This window comes from Methylobacterium fujisawaense, from assembly GCF_039619325.1.
Lineage (GTDB): Bacteria > Pseudomonadota > Alphaproteobacteria > Rhizobiales > Beijerinckiaceae > Methylobacterium > Methylobacterium fujisawaense.
The window spans coordinates 1,001,837-1,018,360 of record NZ_CP155000.1; the positions used below are offsets into that span (position 1 = coordinate 1,001,837).

At 71.3% G+C, this 16,524-nt stretch carries 14 protein-coding genes and 1 pseudogene; 7 read left to right on the top strand and 8 right to left on the bottom strand.

Annotation, left to right across the window (positions count from 1 at the left end):
* Positions 1-33: 33 nt before the first annotated feature.
* The gene (locus ABC766_RS04715; RefSeq protein WP_043349725.1) at positions 34-819 is read right to left on the bottom strand and encodes a hypothetical protein; all 786 of its coding nucleotides are present in this window, start codon (positions 817-819) and stop codon (positions 34-36) included.
* A gap of 98 nt (positions 820-917) precedes the next feature.
* Entirely contained in the window at positions 918-1,130 is a 213-nt protein-coding gene (locus ABC766_RS04720; protein ID WP_043349728.1) for a hypothetical protein, read from the bottom strand.
* 441 nt (positions 1,131-1,571) lie between these two features.
* On the opposite strand from ABC766_RS04720, the gene ABC766_RS04725 reads away from it, so the two are divergent.
* Both ABC766_RS04725 and gshB read left to right on the top strand, forming a co-directional pair.
* Positions 1,572-1,865: a hypothetical protein gene (locus ABC766_RS04725; protein WP_043349730.1), complete on the top strand. Its 294-nt coding sequence runs from the start codon at positions 1,572-1,574 to the stop codon at positions 1,863-1,865.
* 49 nt (positions 1,866-1,914) lie between these two features.
* Entirely contained in the window at positions 1,915-2,871 is a 957-nt protein-coding gene (gshB, locus tag ABC766_RS04730) for a glutathione synthase (protein WP_345821309.1), read from the top strand.
* 12 nt (positions 2,872-2,883) lie between these two features.
* Here gshB and ABC766_RS04735 read toward each other — a convergent pair.
* A pseudogene (locus ABC766_RS04735) lies at positions 2,884-4,417 on the bottom strand (cation:proton antiporter).
* Between the two features lie 57 nt (positions 4,418-4,474).
* Positions 4,475-5,914 (bottom strand): carbohydrate porin, encoded by a 1,440-nt coding sequence (locus ABC766_RS04740; RefSeq protein ID WP_043388785.1) that lies wholly within the window; start codon positions 5,912-5,914, stop codon positions 4,475-4,477.
* Between the two features lie 121 nt (positions 5,915-6,035).
* Here ABC766_RS04740 and ABC766_RS04745 point away from each other — a divergent pair, with 121 nt between their 5' ends.
* Entirely contained in the window at positions 6,036-7,634 is a 1,599-nt protein-coding gene (locus tag ABC766_RS04745) for a gamma-glutamyltransferase family protein (protein WP_345821310.1), read from the top strand.
* Positions 7,635-7,672: 38 nt separating this feature from the next.
* Here ABC766_RS04745 and ABC766_RS04750 read toward each other — a convergent pair whose 3' ends face one another.
* The 3 genes from ABC766_RS04750 to ABC766_RS04760 all read right to left on the bottom strand — a co-directional run bounded on the left by ABC766_RS04750 (position 7,673) and on the right by ABC766_RS04760 (position 10,291).
* Positions 7,673-8,530, bottom strand: a complete 858-nt coding sequence (locus ABC766_RS04750; protein WP_345821311.1) for a class I SAM-dependent methyltransferase — start codon at positions 8,528-8,530, stop codon at positions 7,673-7,675.
* A 10-nt stretch (positions 8,531-8,540) separates the two neighbouring features.
* Positions 8,541-9,050: an OsmC family protein gene (locus ABC766_RS04755; protein WP_345821312.1), complete on the bottom strand. Its 510-nt coding sequence runs from the start codon at positions 9,048-9,050 to the stop codon at positions 8,541-8,543.
* A 116-nt stretch (positions 9,051-9,166) separates the two neighbouring features.
* Complete coding sequence (locus ABC766_RS04760; RefSeq protein ID WP_287090516.1) at positions 9,167-10,291, bottom strand: aminotransferase class I/II-fold pyridoxal phosphate-dependent enzyme; 1,125 nt, start codon at positions 10,289-10,291, stop codon at positions 9,167-9,169.
* Between the two features lie 91 nt (positions 10,292-10,382).
* On the opposite strand from ABC766_RS04760, the gene ABC766_RS04765 reads away from it, so the two are divergent.
* From ABC766_RS04765 to ABC766_RS04775, 3 genes are all read left to right on the top strand, one after another.
* Positions 10,383-11,648 (top strand): adenosylmethionine--8-amino-7-oxononanoate transaminase, encoded by a 1,266-nt coding sequence (locus ABC766_RS04765; protein ID WP_345821314.1) that lies wholly within the window; start codon positions 10,383-10,385, stop codon positions 11,646-11,648.
* 134 nt (positions 11,649-11,782) lie between these two features.
* Positions 11,783-12,172, top strand: a complete 390-nt coding sequence (locus tag ABC766_RS04770) for a response regulator (RefSeq protein ID WP_020093672.1) — start codon at positions 11,783-11,785, stop codon at positions 12,170-12,172.
* Positions 12,173-12,256: 84 nt separating this feature from the next.
* The gene (locus tag ABC766_RS04775; RefSeq protein ID WP_427902288.1) at positions 12,257-12,883 is read left to right on the top strand and encodes a MarR family winged helix-turn-helix transcriptional regulator; all 627 of its coding nucleotides are present in this window, start codon (positions 12,257-12,259) and stop codon (positions 12,881-12,883) included.
* Positions 12,884-12,893: 10 nt separating this feature from the next.
* Here ABC766_RS04775 and ABC766_RS04780 read toward each other — a convergent pair whose 3' ends face one another.
* Positions 12,894-14,117 carry a GTP-binding protein gene (locus ABC766_RS04780; protein WP_345821318.1) on the bottom strand — a complete coding sequence of 408 codons (1,224 nt, stop codon included), beginning with the start codon at positions 14,115-14,117 and terminating at the stop codon, positions 12,894-12,896.
* A gap of 250 nt (positions 14,118-14,367) precedes the next feature.
* Here ABC766_RS04780 and ABC766_RS04785 point away from each other — a divergent pair, with 250 nt between their 5' ends.
* On the top strand, positions 14,368-16,446 hold the full coding sequence (locus ABC766_RS04785) for a TonB-dependent receptor (protein WP_427902316.1): 2,079 nt from the start codon (positions 14,368-14,370) through the stop codon (positions 16,444-16,446).
* Positions 16,447-16,524 lie beyond the last annotated feature (78 nt).

Consider the following 16,524-nt stretch of genomic DNA (forward strand, 5'->3'; position numbering starts at 1 on the left):
GTCAGGGTGGGGCGCGACCGCAGTCTCGGCCGTTCAATACTTGACCACCAGCGGCTCCGCCTGCGCGACCGGCACCGGGGGCGGCAGCGGAGCCGGTCCGAGGCCACAGCGGGCCGCGGCATCCGGCGGGAGGAGCGGGTCGAGCAGGTTGCGGCGGGCGGCCAGCATCATGATGGACCGCTCGGCCGAGACCGATTCCGGTGCCGGCGCCGCGGCGAACAGGTGTTCCAGGGCGAAGCGGTAGCGCGCGAGCCGCAGGCCGGCCTCGAAGCGCACCCAGGCGATCAGGCAGCGATTCTCGGCGACCCGCTGGGCGGCCTCCAGCACGTCGGCGTTGTCGAGGGTCTTGGCGAAGGGCAGGCTGCGCAGACGCGCGGCATCGGCGTCGATGACGCGGGCGGCCAGCGCCACGAAGATCGGGATCAGCCGGGCATCGGCCGTGGCGTCGTCGCCGAGCTTCCGGTAGCGGGAGACCGGGGAGCGGGACGGCTCCGCCGTGAGGGCCTCGTAATAGGAACCGACTTCCTCGTAGCGCCAGGTCGGCGGGAGCACGTGGGCGCTGGCGAGGCCCAGCACCGCGTCCTGAAAGGCGGTGAAGCTGCTGGCGGGCTGGACGAATCGCCAAGCGCGGTCGCGCAGGGCCTGCTCGTCGTCGGTGAGGCCGGATTCGAGCAGCAGGCGCCCGCGGTCTCGGGTGCTGAAGCTGCCTGTCGTATCGATGAGCCCGTTCCAGACCCCCGTACGCGGTCGGCCGAAATCGCCGCTCTGGGTGCAGGCTGCGAGCACGGCCAGTGCAGCGCCGACGGGGCCGAGGCGCATCGCTCGGCGTGCGCGGTCGAACGGCCGGCGATCCGGGGCTGACATGGGAGAACCGTCGGTGGCGGCGCGCGGCCGATGTGACATGGACCGCGACGTCCTCAGGACGCGAGGCGCTCGTAGCGCACGCCGAGGAACAGGAGGATCTCGCCGCGTCGCTCGCCGGAGCGCGGAATGCGGGAACTCCGACGCGCCTCGGCGCCCGGAAAGGGAATCAGGTCCGCGGACGCGGCCGGCGCAACTCTGCGGGACAGATCGGCGGCCGACTTCGACGAGCGGATTTCGCCGGTCTCCTGCGGCTTGAAAAGGGTCATGGTCTCCGGCTCCTGTCGGCGGTCCGAGCATCTGGCCCGGGCCCTTCGGAGGGCGTCGGCAAGGGCTACCGAAACAATCCAGCACGACGTGGTTAACGGAGTCTTTCCAGGCATCGGCGCCCGGAGAGGGCTTTGATGGGAGTTGGCGCGCGACTTGCGTTGCGTTCCGTGCCCATGGCGGGCGTTTCCTCCCTTCGACTTGAGGCCCCGTCCGATCCCGGACGGGGCCTTCTTATGTGGAGCGTCGTGTCTTGTCGGACGGCGCCGCCGTGCGACCCGCGTGCCACACCGCGGCGAAGCGTGGTCGCGACGTTCCTGCGCGGAACCCCTCGGGACCTCCAACGCTTGCCTACCGCCCGGCCCGACCGATATGCCGGACGCGGGCGATTGCGGGACCGCCGCGTCGGTTCTCCGCCCGAGCGAGATTGAGGACACCGCTGAATGCGACTGGTTCCGGAACGATCCCTGCGCGCCGCCCGCCGCCGCGGGTTGGCTACTGCGGCGCTGGCGCTGTTCGCGCTGACGGCTGGCCCCGCCTATGCCCAGCGCGAGGACCAAGGCCTGCAGCTTGGCTGCGCGAACGACTATTTCCGCCTCTGCGCGGGCGTCGACCCGAACAGCCAGGACGCGGATCGCTGCATGATGCGCAACCGCAAGCGCCTGTCTCCCGAATGCCGGTCGGCGATCGGCGACTACGACAAGCGCACGGGCAGCAAGTCTCTGTCCGACGATTGAGCTTGCTGCATCCGGTTGTGATGTCCGCCGTTGGCGAGGGGCGTTTGGTATGAGCCTGACCGTCGCGGTTCAGATGGACCCGATCCAGAATATCCGGATCGCGGGTGACACGACCTTTGCCCTGCTGCTGGAGGCCCAGCGGCGGGGGCATACGCTCGTCTACTACACGCCGGACCGGCTCTCGATGCAGGGCCGGCGCGTGACCGCGCGGGTCGAACGTCTGAGCGTGCAGGACGTCGAAGGCGCGCATTACACCTTGGCGCCACCGGAGCGGCTCGACTTGGCCGAGGCGGACGTGGTGCTGATGCGGCAGGATCCGCCCTTCGACATGGCCTACATTACGGCCACCCACATGCTCGAGCGGATCCATCCGGAGACCCTCGTGGTCAACGATCCCTTCGAGGTGCGCAACGCGCCCGAGAAGCTGTTCGTCCTCGATTTTCCCGAATTGATGCCGCCGACCCTGATCAGCCGCGACAAGGCGGAGATCGAGGCCTTCCGGCTGGAGCACGGGACGGTGGCGATGAAGCCGCTGCACGGGCATGGCGGCGCGGCCGTGTTCAAGGTCACCGAGAACGATCCGAATTTCGGCTCGATGTTCGACCTGTTCGCCACGACCTTCCGGGAGGCCTGGGTGGTGCAGCGTTACCTCGACCGGGTCACGGAGGGTGACAAGCGCATCATCCTGGTCGACGGCGTCCCCATGGGCGCGGTCAACCGCGTCCCGGCGGCCAACGACATCCGCTCCAACATGGTCCGCGGCGGGGCCGCCTCCGCCTCCGAGCTGACCGACCGCGAGCGCGAGATCTGCGCCACGATCGGGCCCGAGCTGGCGCGGCGGGGCCTGATCCTGGTGGGGATCGACGTGATCGACGGGCACCTCACCGAGATCAACGTCACCTCGCCCACCGGCATCCGGGCGATCCAGCGGCTCGGGGGCCCCGACCTGTCCGTCGCCGTCTGGGATGCGATCGAGGCCCGGATCGCGGCACGCAAGGGCGTGTGACGGCGCGCGGCCTCAGGTCTCCGCGCGCGGCGTCGCGCTGAGTTCGGCCCAGTCGAACTCTTCCTCCAGCAGGAAATAGGCGTCGTCGCCGATCCGGCCCTGGCGGCGCAGGGCGAGCACCGCGTCGCGGGCGGCCTCGACGGCTTGGCGCCGGGCGGCGTCCGCCGGCAGGCTCTCCGGCGCCAAGCCCTCATCGTGCGCCTCCGCCTCCGCGAGGGCCGCGCGGAACTCGGCGCGCAGCGCGTCGGTCGCCGGCGCGTCCTCCGCATCCGCGAGGCTGTCGAGGGCGGCCTTGTAGGCCGCCGCCCGGGCCCGGCCCGTCTCACGCCCCACGGGGTCGTCGTCCTCGAGCCGCAGATGGGCGAGCAGCGGCCGCAGGGTGGCCCTGAACGATCAGGGTTCCGAGCACCGTGACGAAGGCGGCGACGACCACGAGATCCCGGTGCGGGAACTGGGCAGGCAGCGCCAGGGCGGCCGCCACGGTGACGATCCCGCGCATGCCCGCCCAGGACAGGGCGATGCCCGGCCCCAGCCGCGCCGGAACTCCGGCTTGGCGAAGGCCGAATTCGCGGATCCCGGTGGTGGGCAGGACCCAGGCGAGGCGGGTCACCACCACGGTGGCGAAGGTCGCGCCCGCGAGGATTAGGGCCTGCCACGCATCCGCGCCGCTCAGCCGCTCCCGGATCGGGTCGATCTGGATGCCGATCAGCACGAAGGCCAGGACGTTGAGCACGAACACCGCCGTATCCCAGACGGCGTAGGAGATCACCCGGGCTCGGGGCGCGGTGACGCCGGGGGCCCGGCGGGCGACCGTCACCGCGAAGGTCACGATGGTCAGGACCCCCGACAGCTCGAGCCGCTCCGCGGCGAGCCAGATCCCGAAGGCGGCGACGAACTGCATCACGATCGCGCTCGCCGGGTCGGTCACGCGCCGGGTCACGGCCACGAACAGCAGGCCGAGGCAGGGGCCGACGACGAGGCTCGCGACGACGCCCAGGAGGAACGCCGGCGCCACCTCCGCCGGGTGGAAGGTGCCGGCCATCGCGGCCGTCACGCCGAGCCGGTAGATCAGCAGCGAGGCCGCGTCGTTGAGCAGGCTCTCGCCACGCAGGATCGTGGCGAGCCGGTGCGGCATCGGCGCGTGCTTGAGCACCGCCAGTGCCGCCACGGCGTCGGGCGGCGCGACCACGGCACCGAGCACGATGCAGGCGGAGAGCGGCATGTCCGGGACGACGAGCCGCGCCACGACCGCGACGGCGAGCGTGGTCACCGCCACCGCTCCGACCGCGAGCCCGGCCACCGCGCGCCAGTTCTCCTTCAGATCCCGCACGGAGGCGTCGAAGCCGGCATCGAGCAGGACCGGAGCCAGGAACAGCGCGAGCGCCAGTTCGGGATCGAGCCGCAGGTTCGGGACGCCGGGGACGAAGGCGAGACCGACACCGCCCAGCGCCAGGAAGGCCGGATATGGCGCCCCGAGCCGACGTGCGACACCGGCCAGGAGGACGGCGCCGAACAGGACGCCGACGACCCACTCGAAGACTAACATGCTGCTGAAAGAGGCGGAGCCCCGGGACCGTTCCGGGGCCCACGGTCGCAGGCCGGCTCAGTACTGCACGGTGGCGCGTACCCCAAGCACCGCCGCGTTGCGCAGCCGGCGGCCGTCCGGACCGGCGATGCCGGCGCCCGGCCGGATGACGTATTGCGCGTCGGGCTGAACCGTGAAGCCCGGCACGACCACGGCCTGATAGGTCGCCTCGATCACCGCCTCGGCGCGGCGGCGGGGCATCGGCATGCCCGAGTAGAGGATCGTGTCCCGGTCGGCCCGCTGGGCCTCGTCGCTGATGCGCGCGTAGGCGACGCTGAGGCCGATCGTGTCGTCGTCGCGCCCGTCGAACAGGCCCTTGTAGGCCAGCCCGGTATCCAGGTAGGCGTCGATCAGGCTGGAGCGGGTGGGCGACCACGCGGCACGCACGAAGAAGCCGAGGCCCTCGTCGTCCTTGCCGGATTCCCGGTAGAGGGTCTGGTCGTAGATCGCGTAGAGGCCGGCATTGCCGCGCACCGGCCGGCCGATCCCGGTGGCGTTCGGGTCGGCGAGCGGCACGCCGGTGATGTCGAAGCGCAGGCTGTCGAACCGGCCGAAATGCTGCCAGCCGCCCAGGGTGATGTCGCCGGGCAGGCCCCGGGAACCGGGCGCGATGTTGTACGCGTAGGTGGCCTCGGCGATGATCAGGGCCGGATCGCGCAGGCGGAAATTGGTGCCCGTCCGGTCGAGGCGCTGCGCCTCCGGATCGTCACCCGGACGGTTCGCACCGGCAGGATCACCGTCGTAGAGCCCGACCTGCAGGGAGAAGCCGTTGCCCGGCACGTATTTGGCCCGGATCGCCGGGGCCGCGAGCGGGTAGGCCGGCCCGCCGCTCGGCAGGTCGAGCCCGGTGATGACCGGCCAGCCGAAGGTCGAGTTCACGAACAGCGTCGCGGTCTGGCTGACGAAGAACTCGGTGTCGGCAGCCTGCTGCCCGATCCGGATCCCGAGCTGGCCATCCATCAGGCTCTGGTCGAACCAGAGCACGTAGAGCCGCGTGGACGGCAGCGCCTCGATGACGCTCGTGGTCAGCAGGTTGCCGACATAGTAGCGCGACAGGCCGGTGCCGTGGATGAAGTAGGCGTTGGCATGGACCGTGGCGCCTTGCCAGCCCGCCAGCCGGTCGAGGTCGAGGTTGAGGCGCAGGTTGAGGCGATCCTCGACGATCGCACCCTGTCGAAGGCCGCCGACTGGATTGCCGAGCACGTCGGCGATGTAGGTCAGGCTGTACGCGATGCCCCGTTCCTTCAGGACCGGGCGGATCCCGAGCGGGTCGCCGAGCGGGCCGAGAGAGGGCTCCACCGAGCGGACATAGCCGCCGGAGGCCTGGCTGGTGGTCTCCGGCTGCGAGACCGAGATGCGCGGATCGGCGCCCGCGCCCTCGTACACGGTCCGCGTCTGGGCCGCAGCGGGAAGGGTCGACAGGCCGAGGGCCAGCCAGGAAATGAGTTTGCAGGACATCGGCCGCTTCTGGGCGACAGCACACGCGCAGCATAGCATGGCCCGCCGCCCGTATGCGCTTGGTCTTTGCAGGAGGCGTCGCCTCGCCTAACCCTGCGGCCGGTACACCACAGGACCGTCGATGCCCGAGACCCCCGTCTTCACGTCCGCCGCCGTCGCCGCACCCCACAGCCTCGCCGCCCAGGCCGGCCAGACCGTCCTCGCCCAGGGGGGCAACGCCATCGAGGCGATGGTGGCGATGGCCGCCTCCATCGCGGTGGTCTATCCGCACATGAACGGCATCGGCGGCGACGGGTTCTGGCTGGTGCGCGAGCGGGGCGGCCGGGTGCGGGGCATCGAGGCCTGCGGCCCGGCCGGGCGTCTCGCCACGATCCCCCGCTACCGCGAGAAGGGCTACGACGCGATCCCCGCGCGGGGACCCGACGCCATGGTCACGGTGGCGGGCGCGGTGGGCGGCTGGCGCCTCGCCCTGGAGCTGGCGCGGGCGCTCGGCGGCCGCCTGCCCCTGGAGACGCTCTTCGCCGACGCGATCGGTCAGGCCCGAGCCGGCGTGGCGGTCTCGCCCTCGGAGGCACGCTACGTGCCCCAGGAACTCGACACGCTCCACGACGCGCCAAACTTTGCGGCCACCTTCTTGAAGGACGGCAAGCCCTATCCCGCCGGAGAGACCCGCGCGCTGCCCCGCCTCGCCGATACCCTGGAGCAGCTCGCTCATGCGGGGCTCGGCGACTTCTATCGCGGCGATATCGGCCGGGAGATCGCCGCCGACCTGGAGCGCCTCGGTGCGCCGGTCACCCGGGCGGATCTGGAGGCCTTCGCGGCGGTGGAGCGGGCGCCCCTGTCGATCCGGCGCCGCGACGCGACGCTCTACAACTTCCCGCCGCCGACCCAGGGGCTCGCCGCCCTGCTGATCCTCGGGATCTTCGACCGGCTGAACGTCGCTGAGCCCGAACGCACGGCCCATTATCACGGGCTGATCGAGGCGACGAAGCGGGCCTTCGCGATCCGTGACCGGGTGGTCACCGATTTCACCCGCCTGCGGCACGACCCCGCTGCCTTCCTGACCCCGGAACGGCTGGCCCGCGAGGCCGCGCTGATCGACATGGGTCGCGCAGCCCGGGTGCCCCTGCCCGATCCGGGTCACGGCGACACGGTCTGGATGGGCGCGATCGACAAGGACGGGCTTGCCGTCTCCTACATCCAGTCGGTCTACTGGGAGTACGGCTCCGGCACGGTGCTGCCCGCCACCGGCATCTGCTGGCAGAACCGGGGCATGTCGTTCTCCCTCGACCCGAAGGCCGTGAATCCCCTGGAGCCGGGGCGGCGCCCCTTCCACACGCTGATCCCGGCGCTCGCCGCCTTCGATGACGGCCGTGTGATGAGCTACGGCAGCATGGGCGGCGACGGGCAGCCGCAATTCCAGGCCCAGATCTTCACCCGCTACGCCGATTACGGGATGTCGGTGGCCGATGCCGTCGACGCGCCGCGCCTGCTCTACGGGCGCACCTGGGGGGCGCCCTCGCTCAGCGTGAAGGTGGAGGACCGGTTCGATCCGGCCTGCATCGCGGCCCTCGGCCGACTCGGCCACGAGATCGAGGAACTGGGCGGACCCTACATCGACTCGCTCGGGCACGCGGGCATGCTGGTCCGCCATCCCCGGAACGGTCGGATCGAGGCGACCCACGACCCGCGCTCGGACGGCGGCGCCCTGGGACTCTGAGAGAACGCGCCGCCCGCCCGGCGGCGCGGGATGCCGGCTCAGCCCGCCTGAACGAGCCAGCAGGCGGCGCGCAGGCGCACGGCGCCACCCGCCGCGTGCCGCGCGAGGGCCGCCGCCACGGCCGCCTCGGCCCGCGCCCGGAGATCCGGTGCGGCCTCGCGGACGAGGTGGGAGCTGGGACCGAGGTTCAGGGAGACGTGGGTGGCCGCCGCGGTCGCCGCCGTGTCGGTCTCGCCCTGACCGACGACGATGTCCCGGTCGAGCGCGTCGCAGGTCACGCCGGCGAACCCGGCGGCGCGCAGGAGCGCGACCAGCGGGTCGGGGTCGGCGAAGCGGAAGGGCCCTGGCGTGTCGGGCTGCGGCGGAGGCGGGGGCTCCGGCAGGAGCGGCAGCACCGCCTCGCGCGGCACGCTCACCCAGTGATTCTCGGGCAAGGTCCGCCAGCACAGGAAGGTCAGCCGGCCGCCCGGCTTGAGCATCCGGCGAATGTTGGCGAAAGCGCCGGCGGAATCCGGGAAGAACATCACGCCGAAGCGCGACAGGATCCCGTCGAAAGGACCGAGATCGGCCGTCCCGACATCCGCCTCCACGAACCGGATCGGGGCGGTGCGTGCAACCTCCGCGGCGGCGCGGTCCCGCGCCACGGCGAGCAGCGGCGCCGAGATGTCGGCCCCCGTGACGGTGCCGCCGGGCCCGACCCGACGGGCGGCCTCCAGGGTCGTGGCCCCCGCACCACAGCCGATATCGAGCACCGTGTCGCCGGGAGCGAGGGGCGTGCGGGCGAACAGCGCCTCCGTCAGCGGGAGGAACATCGCGTCGAGGACGGCCTGATTGCGCGCCCAGCGCGTGCCGACCTCGCCGTTCCAGTATTCGGTCTGGGTGATGCCGCCCGCCATGCTCCCTCCGTCAGACCGTGGTCGTGGCCACGGACAGCTCGGGCTTGTGGTTCAGGGTCTGGAACACCACGCAGTAGCGCTCGGTCAGCTTCAGGAGCTGCGCCAGCTTGTCCTCCGGCGCGTCGGTATCGAGTTCGAAGAACAGGCGGATGCTGCGGAAGCCCACCGGCGCCTCCTTGTCGACCCCGAGGGTGCCGCGGAAATCGAGGTCGCCCTCGGCGCTGACCGTGCCGGCGCGCAGCGGGATCTCCAGGGCCGTGGCCACCGCCTTGAGCGTCACCCCCGCGCAGGCGACCAGCGCCTCCAGCAGCATGTCGCCCGAGCACAGCTCCGCCCCCGAGCCGCCCGTCGCCGGATGGAGCCCGGCTTCCGCGATGGCGCGGCCCGTCTCGACCTTGCAGGCGATCTTGGTGTCGTCCAGCGTGCCCCTGGCCTTCAGGGTGATGACCGCCACGTCCGGTGCGGTGCGGTACTTGTCCTTGATCGGAGCCTGGAGGGCTCGCAGCGTGGTGGCGTCCATGGCGTCGTCCTCTCGATTCCGGATCTGACCCGCTTCTCGGCGGCGGGCCGGCCGGAGCGTTCCGGCTCCGTCAGGCGCCCGGTATAGGTGCGCGCCACGCGGACGGGAAGCGGTTCTCAGGCGCGCCCGGTGAGGACCGCCACCGCTTCCGCGAGGGCGTCGACCTGGGCCTCGTCGTGGGCGGCCGAGAAGGCCACCCGCAGCCGCGCGGTCCCGGCCGGCACGGTCGGCGGGCGGATCGCCACCACCAGGAATCCCGAGGCCTCCAGCGCGGCCGAGATGTCGAGCGCCGCCTGCGCCTCGCCGACCAGGACCGGCACGACGGCGCTCTCGGCCTCCGGCAGGCCCAGACGGGCGGTGAAGCGCCGGGCGAGGGTCAGCGGTCGGGCACGCCGGTCGGGTTCCGCCTCCAGGATCGTCAGCGCCTCCAGGGCGGCGGCGGCCGAGGCCGGAGGCAGGCCGGTGGTGTAGACGAAGCTGCGGGCGCGGCTCGTCATCAGGTCGATGACCGGGCGCGAGGCGCAGAGATAGCCGCCATACGAGCCGAGCGCCTTCGACAGGGTGCCCATTTCCAGCGGCGCCCGCGGCCCGTCCTCGACCACGCCGATGCCGTGGGCGTCGTCCACCAGCGTCCAGGCGTCGAAGGTCTCCGCGATGCCCAGGATGTCGCCGAGCGGCGCCCGGTCGCCATCCATGCTGAAGACCCGCTCGGTGAGCACCAGGGCGCGCCCGTAATGGGGGCGGTGCTCCGCGAGCTGGGCCGCGAGGTCGCCGGGATCGTTGTGGCGGAACGTCAGGACCCGCGCGCCCGACAGCCGCGCGCCGGCCCACATGCAGGCATGGGACAGCGCGTCCAGCAGGACGAGGTCGCCCCGCCCGGCTAGCGCCGGGGTGATGCCGAGATTGGCGAGGTAGCCGCTGCCGAAGACCAGGGCGGCCTCCGTGCCCTTGTGGCGCGCGAGGCCGTCCTCCAGCGCGCCGAGATACGGATGGTCGCCGGTCACGAGCCGCGACCCGCCCGACCCCGCGCCGTGGCTCGCGACGGCCGCCTGAGCCGCGGCGATCACCCGCGGGTGATGCGAGAGGCCGAGGTAATCGTTGCAGGAAAAGGAGACGAGCGTCCGGCCCCGTCGTGCCGCCGCGGCGCCGGAGCCGCGCTCCGTCGGCACCAGCGTGCGGCGCAGGCGACCGGCCTCGAGGGCTTCGAGTTTCCCGGTGGCGAAGGCGTCGAGGCTGTCCATGGGGATGGGGATGGGCGATGCCGCGGCGGCAAAGTCAAGCGGCGGGTGCCGGACTCTTGACCCCCGTCCGAGGGGCTTCCATGCCGGACGCATGACCCTCGAAACGCCCGCAGGCCATCTCTGGCGGCCCTACACGCAGATGCGCCTCGCCCCGCCGCCGCTGGAGGCGGTCGCGACGCATGGCACCCGCATCCGCCTCGCCGACGGCCGCGAACTCGTGGATGGCATCGCCTCCTGGTGGACCGCGGTGCACGGCTACAATCACCCGCACATAGCGGGCGCTGTCGCCGACCAGCTCGCGCGCATGCCCCACGTGATGTTCGGCGGCCTCACCCATGCGCCGGCGGAAACGCTGGCGCGCCGGCTCGCCGCCCTGCTGCCGGGCGATCTCGACCACGTCTTCCTCAGCGATTCGGGCTCGGTCGCCGTGGAGGTCGCGCTCAAGATGGCGGCGCAGATGTGGATCAACCGCGGGGTGGGCGGCCGGACGAAGGTCCTGGCGTTCCGGGGCGGCTATCACGGCGACACGATGGGGGCGATGTCGGTCTGCGACCCCGAGGAGGGCATGCATCGCCGCTTCGGTGCCTACCTGCCGAGCCAGATCTTCTGCGACCTGCCGCGAAGCGCGGCCGAGACCGCGGCGCTCGACGCGGCCCTCGCGTCTCATCGCGACACCCTGGCGGCGGTGATCGTCGAGCCGCTGGTCCAGGGTGCGGGCGGGATGCGGATGCACCGGCCTGAGGTGCTCGCGGCGATCGCCGGGCTGGCGCGCCGGCACGGACTGCCGCTCATCGCCGACGAGATCTTCACCGGCTTCGGGCGCACCGGCAGCCTGTTCGCCTGCGAGCAGTCGGGAATCGTGCCCGACATCGTCTGCCTGTCGAAGGCCCTTACGGGCGGCACGATGGCGCTCGCCGCCACGGTCGCCCGCACGGAGGTGTTCGCGGCGTTCTGGTCCGAAGACCCCGCGGCCGCGCTGATGCACGGCCCGACCTTCATGGCCAATCCCCTGGCCTGCGCAGCGGCCAATGCCAGCCTCGATCTGTTCGAGGCGGAGCCACGGCTGATCCAGGCCCGCGCCATCGCGGCCCGTCTCGCCGAGGGGCTGGAACCCCTGCGGCGGGTGCGCGGCGTGGCGGATGTCCGGGTACTCGGTGCTATCGGAGCGGTGCAGTTCGCCCGTGCGCCCGACTTGACCGTCCTCAAGGCGCGATTGCTCGCCCGCGGCGTCTGGGTCCGGCCGTTCGGCGACATCGTCTATCTGACCCCCGCCCTCACGATCGATGCAGCGGATCTCGACCTGCTGATCGAGGCGGTCGCCGCGGTGGTGACCGAGCTGGCGCCGGGATCGGCATGACGACCGGGCGTTCCACATTCCCGTGATCCGTCTCCGCGGGCGCCTGCAACCCGTGACCGTTTCTGCCGTTGGGCCTACGGCTGGAGACGCGTGCGGCGGCCCGCGCGGCCGGACGCTGCCAAAGGGAGTACACAGTGGCGAGCGAGCAGACGGGTTCGAGCGGCGATCGGCCGGTAATTCTCCTCGTCGAGGACGAGGCGCTGACGATCATGGACCTCGGGGACGTGCTGGAGGAAGGCGGCTACGACACCGTTCAGTGCGCCTCGGCCGAGCGCGCGCTGAGCATCCTGCAGGCGCGCCCGGACATCTGCGGCCTGGTCACGGACGTGCAGCTGTCGGGAAAGACCGACGGGTTCGATCTGGCGAGTTCCGTGGCCGAGGCGCGGCCGCAACTGCCGATCCTGATCGTCTCCGGGCGCGCGGCCCCGGATCCGGCCCGCATGCCCGAGCATGCCGAGTTCATCGCCCGGCCCTGCACCGGCGAGGATATCTTGGACCGTCTTCAGCGCCTCATGCACTGCTGATCCGACCTTCACGTCGGCCCCGTCATCGCACCGTCACCGGCCAGCGCCACACGGACTGGATCGGCCGCGTGACGGGGGTGGACGGTGCAGTTTCAGGATCGTCTGGCGGCCGCCGGCATTAATTCGGGCGCTCCGGTGGGCGACAAGCAGAAGCGCGATCATCAGGACGAAGCTGCGGCCGTGCTCGGCCACACGTCCAAGAAGATGCGGCCGCCCGGCGTCCGCAGCGTCGGTTGGGCGCTGGTGCAGGCGGCGCGCCTGCACCGCGCCCGCACCGGCGACCGGCTGGCCAAGCTGGGGCTTTTCGCCGGCCAGGAGCAGGTGGTGCAGGCGCTGGCCGCGGCCGGCACCATGACCATGGGTGATCTCGCGGCGCTGCTGCGGGTGCGGCCGCCCACCGCGTCCAAGACCGTGACGCGGCTCGCGGCCCTCGGCATCGTCGAGCGCCGGGCCGAGTCGGGCGATGGCCGCGTGGTCCGGGTTCAGCTCACGGAAGCCGGCATGGCCAAGGCCGAGGCGATCGAGCGGATCCAGGAAGAGGTCGAGGCCGAGTTGCTCGACCACCTCGACAAGACCGACCGCCGACGCCTGCGCAAGCTCCTGCGCAAGGCCGCCCGCGGCCTCGCCGAGGCAGCCGGTGCCTCCGGTCAGGTGACGGAGGCCGATGCCGAGATCGAGGCCGAGGACGAGACGGAGGGCCTGCCGGCCTGACCGGCGGGGCTCAGGCCGCGGCCCGGCGCCAAGCCGGGAACGGATCCGGCAGTTCGCGGTAGGGCGCGGGATCGAAAGGTGCGCGATCCGGGCCGGTGTCCACGAGGCAGGCATCGAGCGCGGCGACGAGCGCGGCGCGGTCCATCCCGGATCCGATGAAGACCAGTTCCTGGCGGCGGTCGCCCCAGACCTCGCTCCAGACCGTATGCAGGCGCTCCCGGAACTCGGGCGCCTCCGGCCAGCGCCGCCGCGGCACCGCCGACCACCAGAACCCCATCGCGGAGACCCTGGCCACGGCCCCCGCCAGGGAGAACTCGCCGACCCAATCCGGTCGCGTCGCCAGCCAGAAATGGCCCTTCGCCCGGATCAGGCCCGGCCAGGTGGCGTTGACGAAGGCGTTGAAGCGCTCGGGGTCGAAGGGGCGCCGGGCCCGGTAGACGAAGGAGGCGATGCCGTACTCCTCGGTCTCCGGTACGTGCGCGTGGGCGCTGTAGAGTTCCTTGAACCAGAGCGGGTGTTGCTGCGCCTTCTCCTCGTCGAACAGGCCGGTGTCGAGGATTTCCGCGAGCGGCGCACGTCCGTGATCGGTCTCGAGGATGCGGGCGTCGGCGTTCAGGCCGCGCACCACCGAGCGGACCAGCGCGAGATGCTCGGGTGAGACGTCGTGCGCCTTGTTGATCACCACCACGTCGGCGAACTCGATCTGCTCCACGAGCAGGTCCACGAGCGTGCGCGTATCCTCGGCGCCCGCGGTCTCGCCGCGCTCACGCAGGAACGCGGTCGAGCCGTAATCCTTCAGCAGGTTCACCGCGTCGACCACGGTCACCATCGTGTCGAGCCGGGCCAGATCCGACAGGGAGCGGCCCGCCTCGTCCCGGAACGAGAAGGTCGACGCGATCGGCAGCGGTTCGGCGATGCCGGTGCCCTCGATCAGCAGGTAATCGAACCGCCCGGTCTCCGACAGGCGGCGGACCTCGGCGAGCAGATCGTCGCGCAGGGTGCAGCAGATGCAGCCGTTGGTCATCTCGACGAGGGTCTCGTCCGTCCGGGACAGGTCGGCTCCGCCCGCGCGAACGAGGTCGGCATCGATGTTGACCTCGCTCATGTCGTTCACGATCACCGCCACCCGGCGGCCGTCGCGGTTGTTCAGAACATGATTGAGCAGCGTCGTTTTGCCGGCTCCGAGAAAGCCGGACAGGACGGTGACGGGCAGGCGGCAATCGGGCTGTGTCATGTCGCAATCAAAATGTTATAACATTTCAAAGTCAAGGCTGTGAAACGCGCCGCAGCGGCGGGACCCGGCGAAGCTGTTGCAACGATGTAACGTTTCTGAAGCGTGTCGGGATGGCGCGGGATTATACCTTGCACCGGACCCGAGGTCCGCGACATTGAAACAGTATAACACTATGTGAGTCTCCATGTCCCGCCCGCGTTGCCTCCGCTTCCTTGCCGGCACAATGCTGTCCTCGACCGTCTGCACCGGCATGCTGGCTCCCTCCGTTGCCCGGGCCCAGCAGGCCGTCACCCTCGACGAGATCAGCGTCACCAGTCCGAGCCCGATCCAGGCACCGCGCACCACGCCGATCGCCGACGCGGCGGTCCCGATCGGCGTGCTGCCGGTGGCGACCAACACCTTCTCCCCCGTCACCGTGGTCACCCAGGAGCAGATCGCGCGCGATCAGCCCCGGACCTTGGGCGACGCCCTGTTCGACAGGCCGGGCATCTCCGGCACGTCCTACGCCCCGGGCGCGGCCTCACGGCCGATCATCCGCGGTCTCGACAACGCCCGGGTGCGCATCCAGGAGAACGGCATCGTCAACGGCGGCGTGTCCGACCTCGGCGAGGACCACGCCGTGCCGGTGAATCCGCTGGTGGCCGACCGGATCGAGGTGATCCGCGGCCCCGCGACCTTGCGCTACGGCTCCGGCGCCATCGGCGGCGTGGTCTCGGCGGACAACAACCGGGTGCCGACCTTCATTCCGGCGAACGGGGTGCAGGGGCAGGTGACCACCGGCTTCTCCAGCGTGGACAACGGTCGGCTCGGGGCCGCCACGGTGGATGCCGGCGGCGATGGCATCGCGGTCCACGCCGACGGCTTCAAGACGGCCAACGACAGCTACGCGATCCCCGGCGGGATCCAGCGCAATTCCTACAACGAGTCGCAGGGCGGCGCGGTCGGCATCTCGGCGATCGGCGACCGCGGTTTCGTCGGCATCTCCTTCAGCCACTACGACGCCATCTATGCGATCCCCGGCGGCGTGGCGGAGCAGGACCGGACCCGGCTGACCCCAAACCAGGACCGCGTCCTGTCGCGGGGCGAGTACCGGCCCCTCGACGGTCCGTTCGAGGTGATCCGCTACTGGGCGGGCTACTCGGTCTACCGCCACAACGAGGTCGGCATCGGCGAGGACGGGATCGAGGGCGTCCAGGCGATCTTCAAGAACCGGGAGGCCGAAGGGCGCCTGGAACTCCAGCACGTCCCGGTCTTCACGGATCTCGGCAAGCTCACCGGCGCGCTCGGCTTCCAGTCGGACCGGCGTGTGATCAACACGCAGCTCGAATCGTTCCTGCCCAAGACCGAGTCCCGTGCCAACGCGGTCTACCTGTTCGAAGAGCTGGAGCTGCGTCCGGGCACGCGTCTGCAGGCGGCCGGGCGCTACGAGGTCGATCGGCTGTCGAGTACGGCCGCGCAGTTCCCCAGCGATTACGTGCCGGTCGACGGGCAGGAGCCGTTCCAGTACGCCCGGACCCGCCGCTTCGCGCCGAAGAGCGCCAGTATCGGCGCCCTGCAGGATCTGCCCTACGGCTTCGTGGCGAGCCTCACCGGCTCCTATGTCGAGCGCGGACCCACCGGCTACGAGCTGTTCTCGCAGGGGCCCCACGACGCCACCGCTACCTTCGAGATCGGCAACCCGAACCTCAAGAAGGAGCGCGCCCGGACCGTCGAGGCCAGCATCCGGCGGGCCGAGGGACCCTTCCGCCTCGACGCCACCGGCTACTTCACGCGCTATACCGGCTTCATCTACCGCAACTACACGGGGCTGACCTGCGACGACGACTTCGCCTCCTGCGGTGTCGGCACCGACAACCGGCAGATCGTCTATCAGCAGCAGAACGCGACCTTCTACGGCGCCGAGATCATCGGCCAGTACGACCTCCTGCCGGTGGGCAACGGCTTCGCCGGCATCGAGGGGCAGTTCGATTTCGTCCGCGCTCAGTTCGACAACGGCACCAACGTGCCGCGCATCCCACCCTACCGGCTCGGCGGCGGCGTCTACCTGCGGGCCGACGGATGGTTCGCGCGGGTGAACCTCATCCACGCCTTCAGCCACGACGCCACGGCGGTCTACGAGACGCCCACGCCCGGCTACGACGACCTGCGGGCCGAGCTGAGCTACACCAAGGCGGTCGATCCCGCGGTCTACGGGGCGAGCGCGATCACCCTCGGCGTCCAGGGCCGCAACCTCCTGAACGACGACATCCGCAACTCGACCTCGTTCAAGAAGGACGAGATCCTGCTGCCGGGGCGGAACGTGCGGCTGTTCCTGACGGCGCGGTTCTGAACGCTGCGGCCGCCGCGGCGCCGTCCTTGCGCGCGCGGCGAAGCCATTCAGGGCTGCGCCGGACGTCGCGCTGTCGGC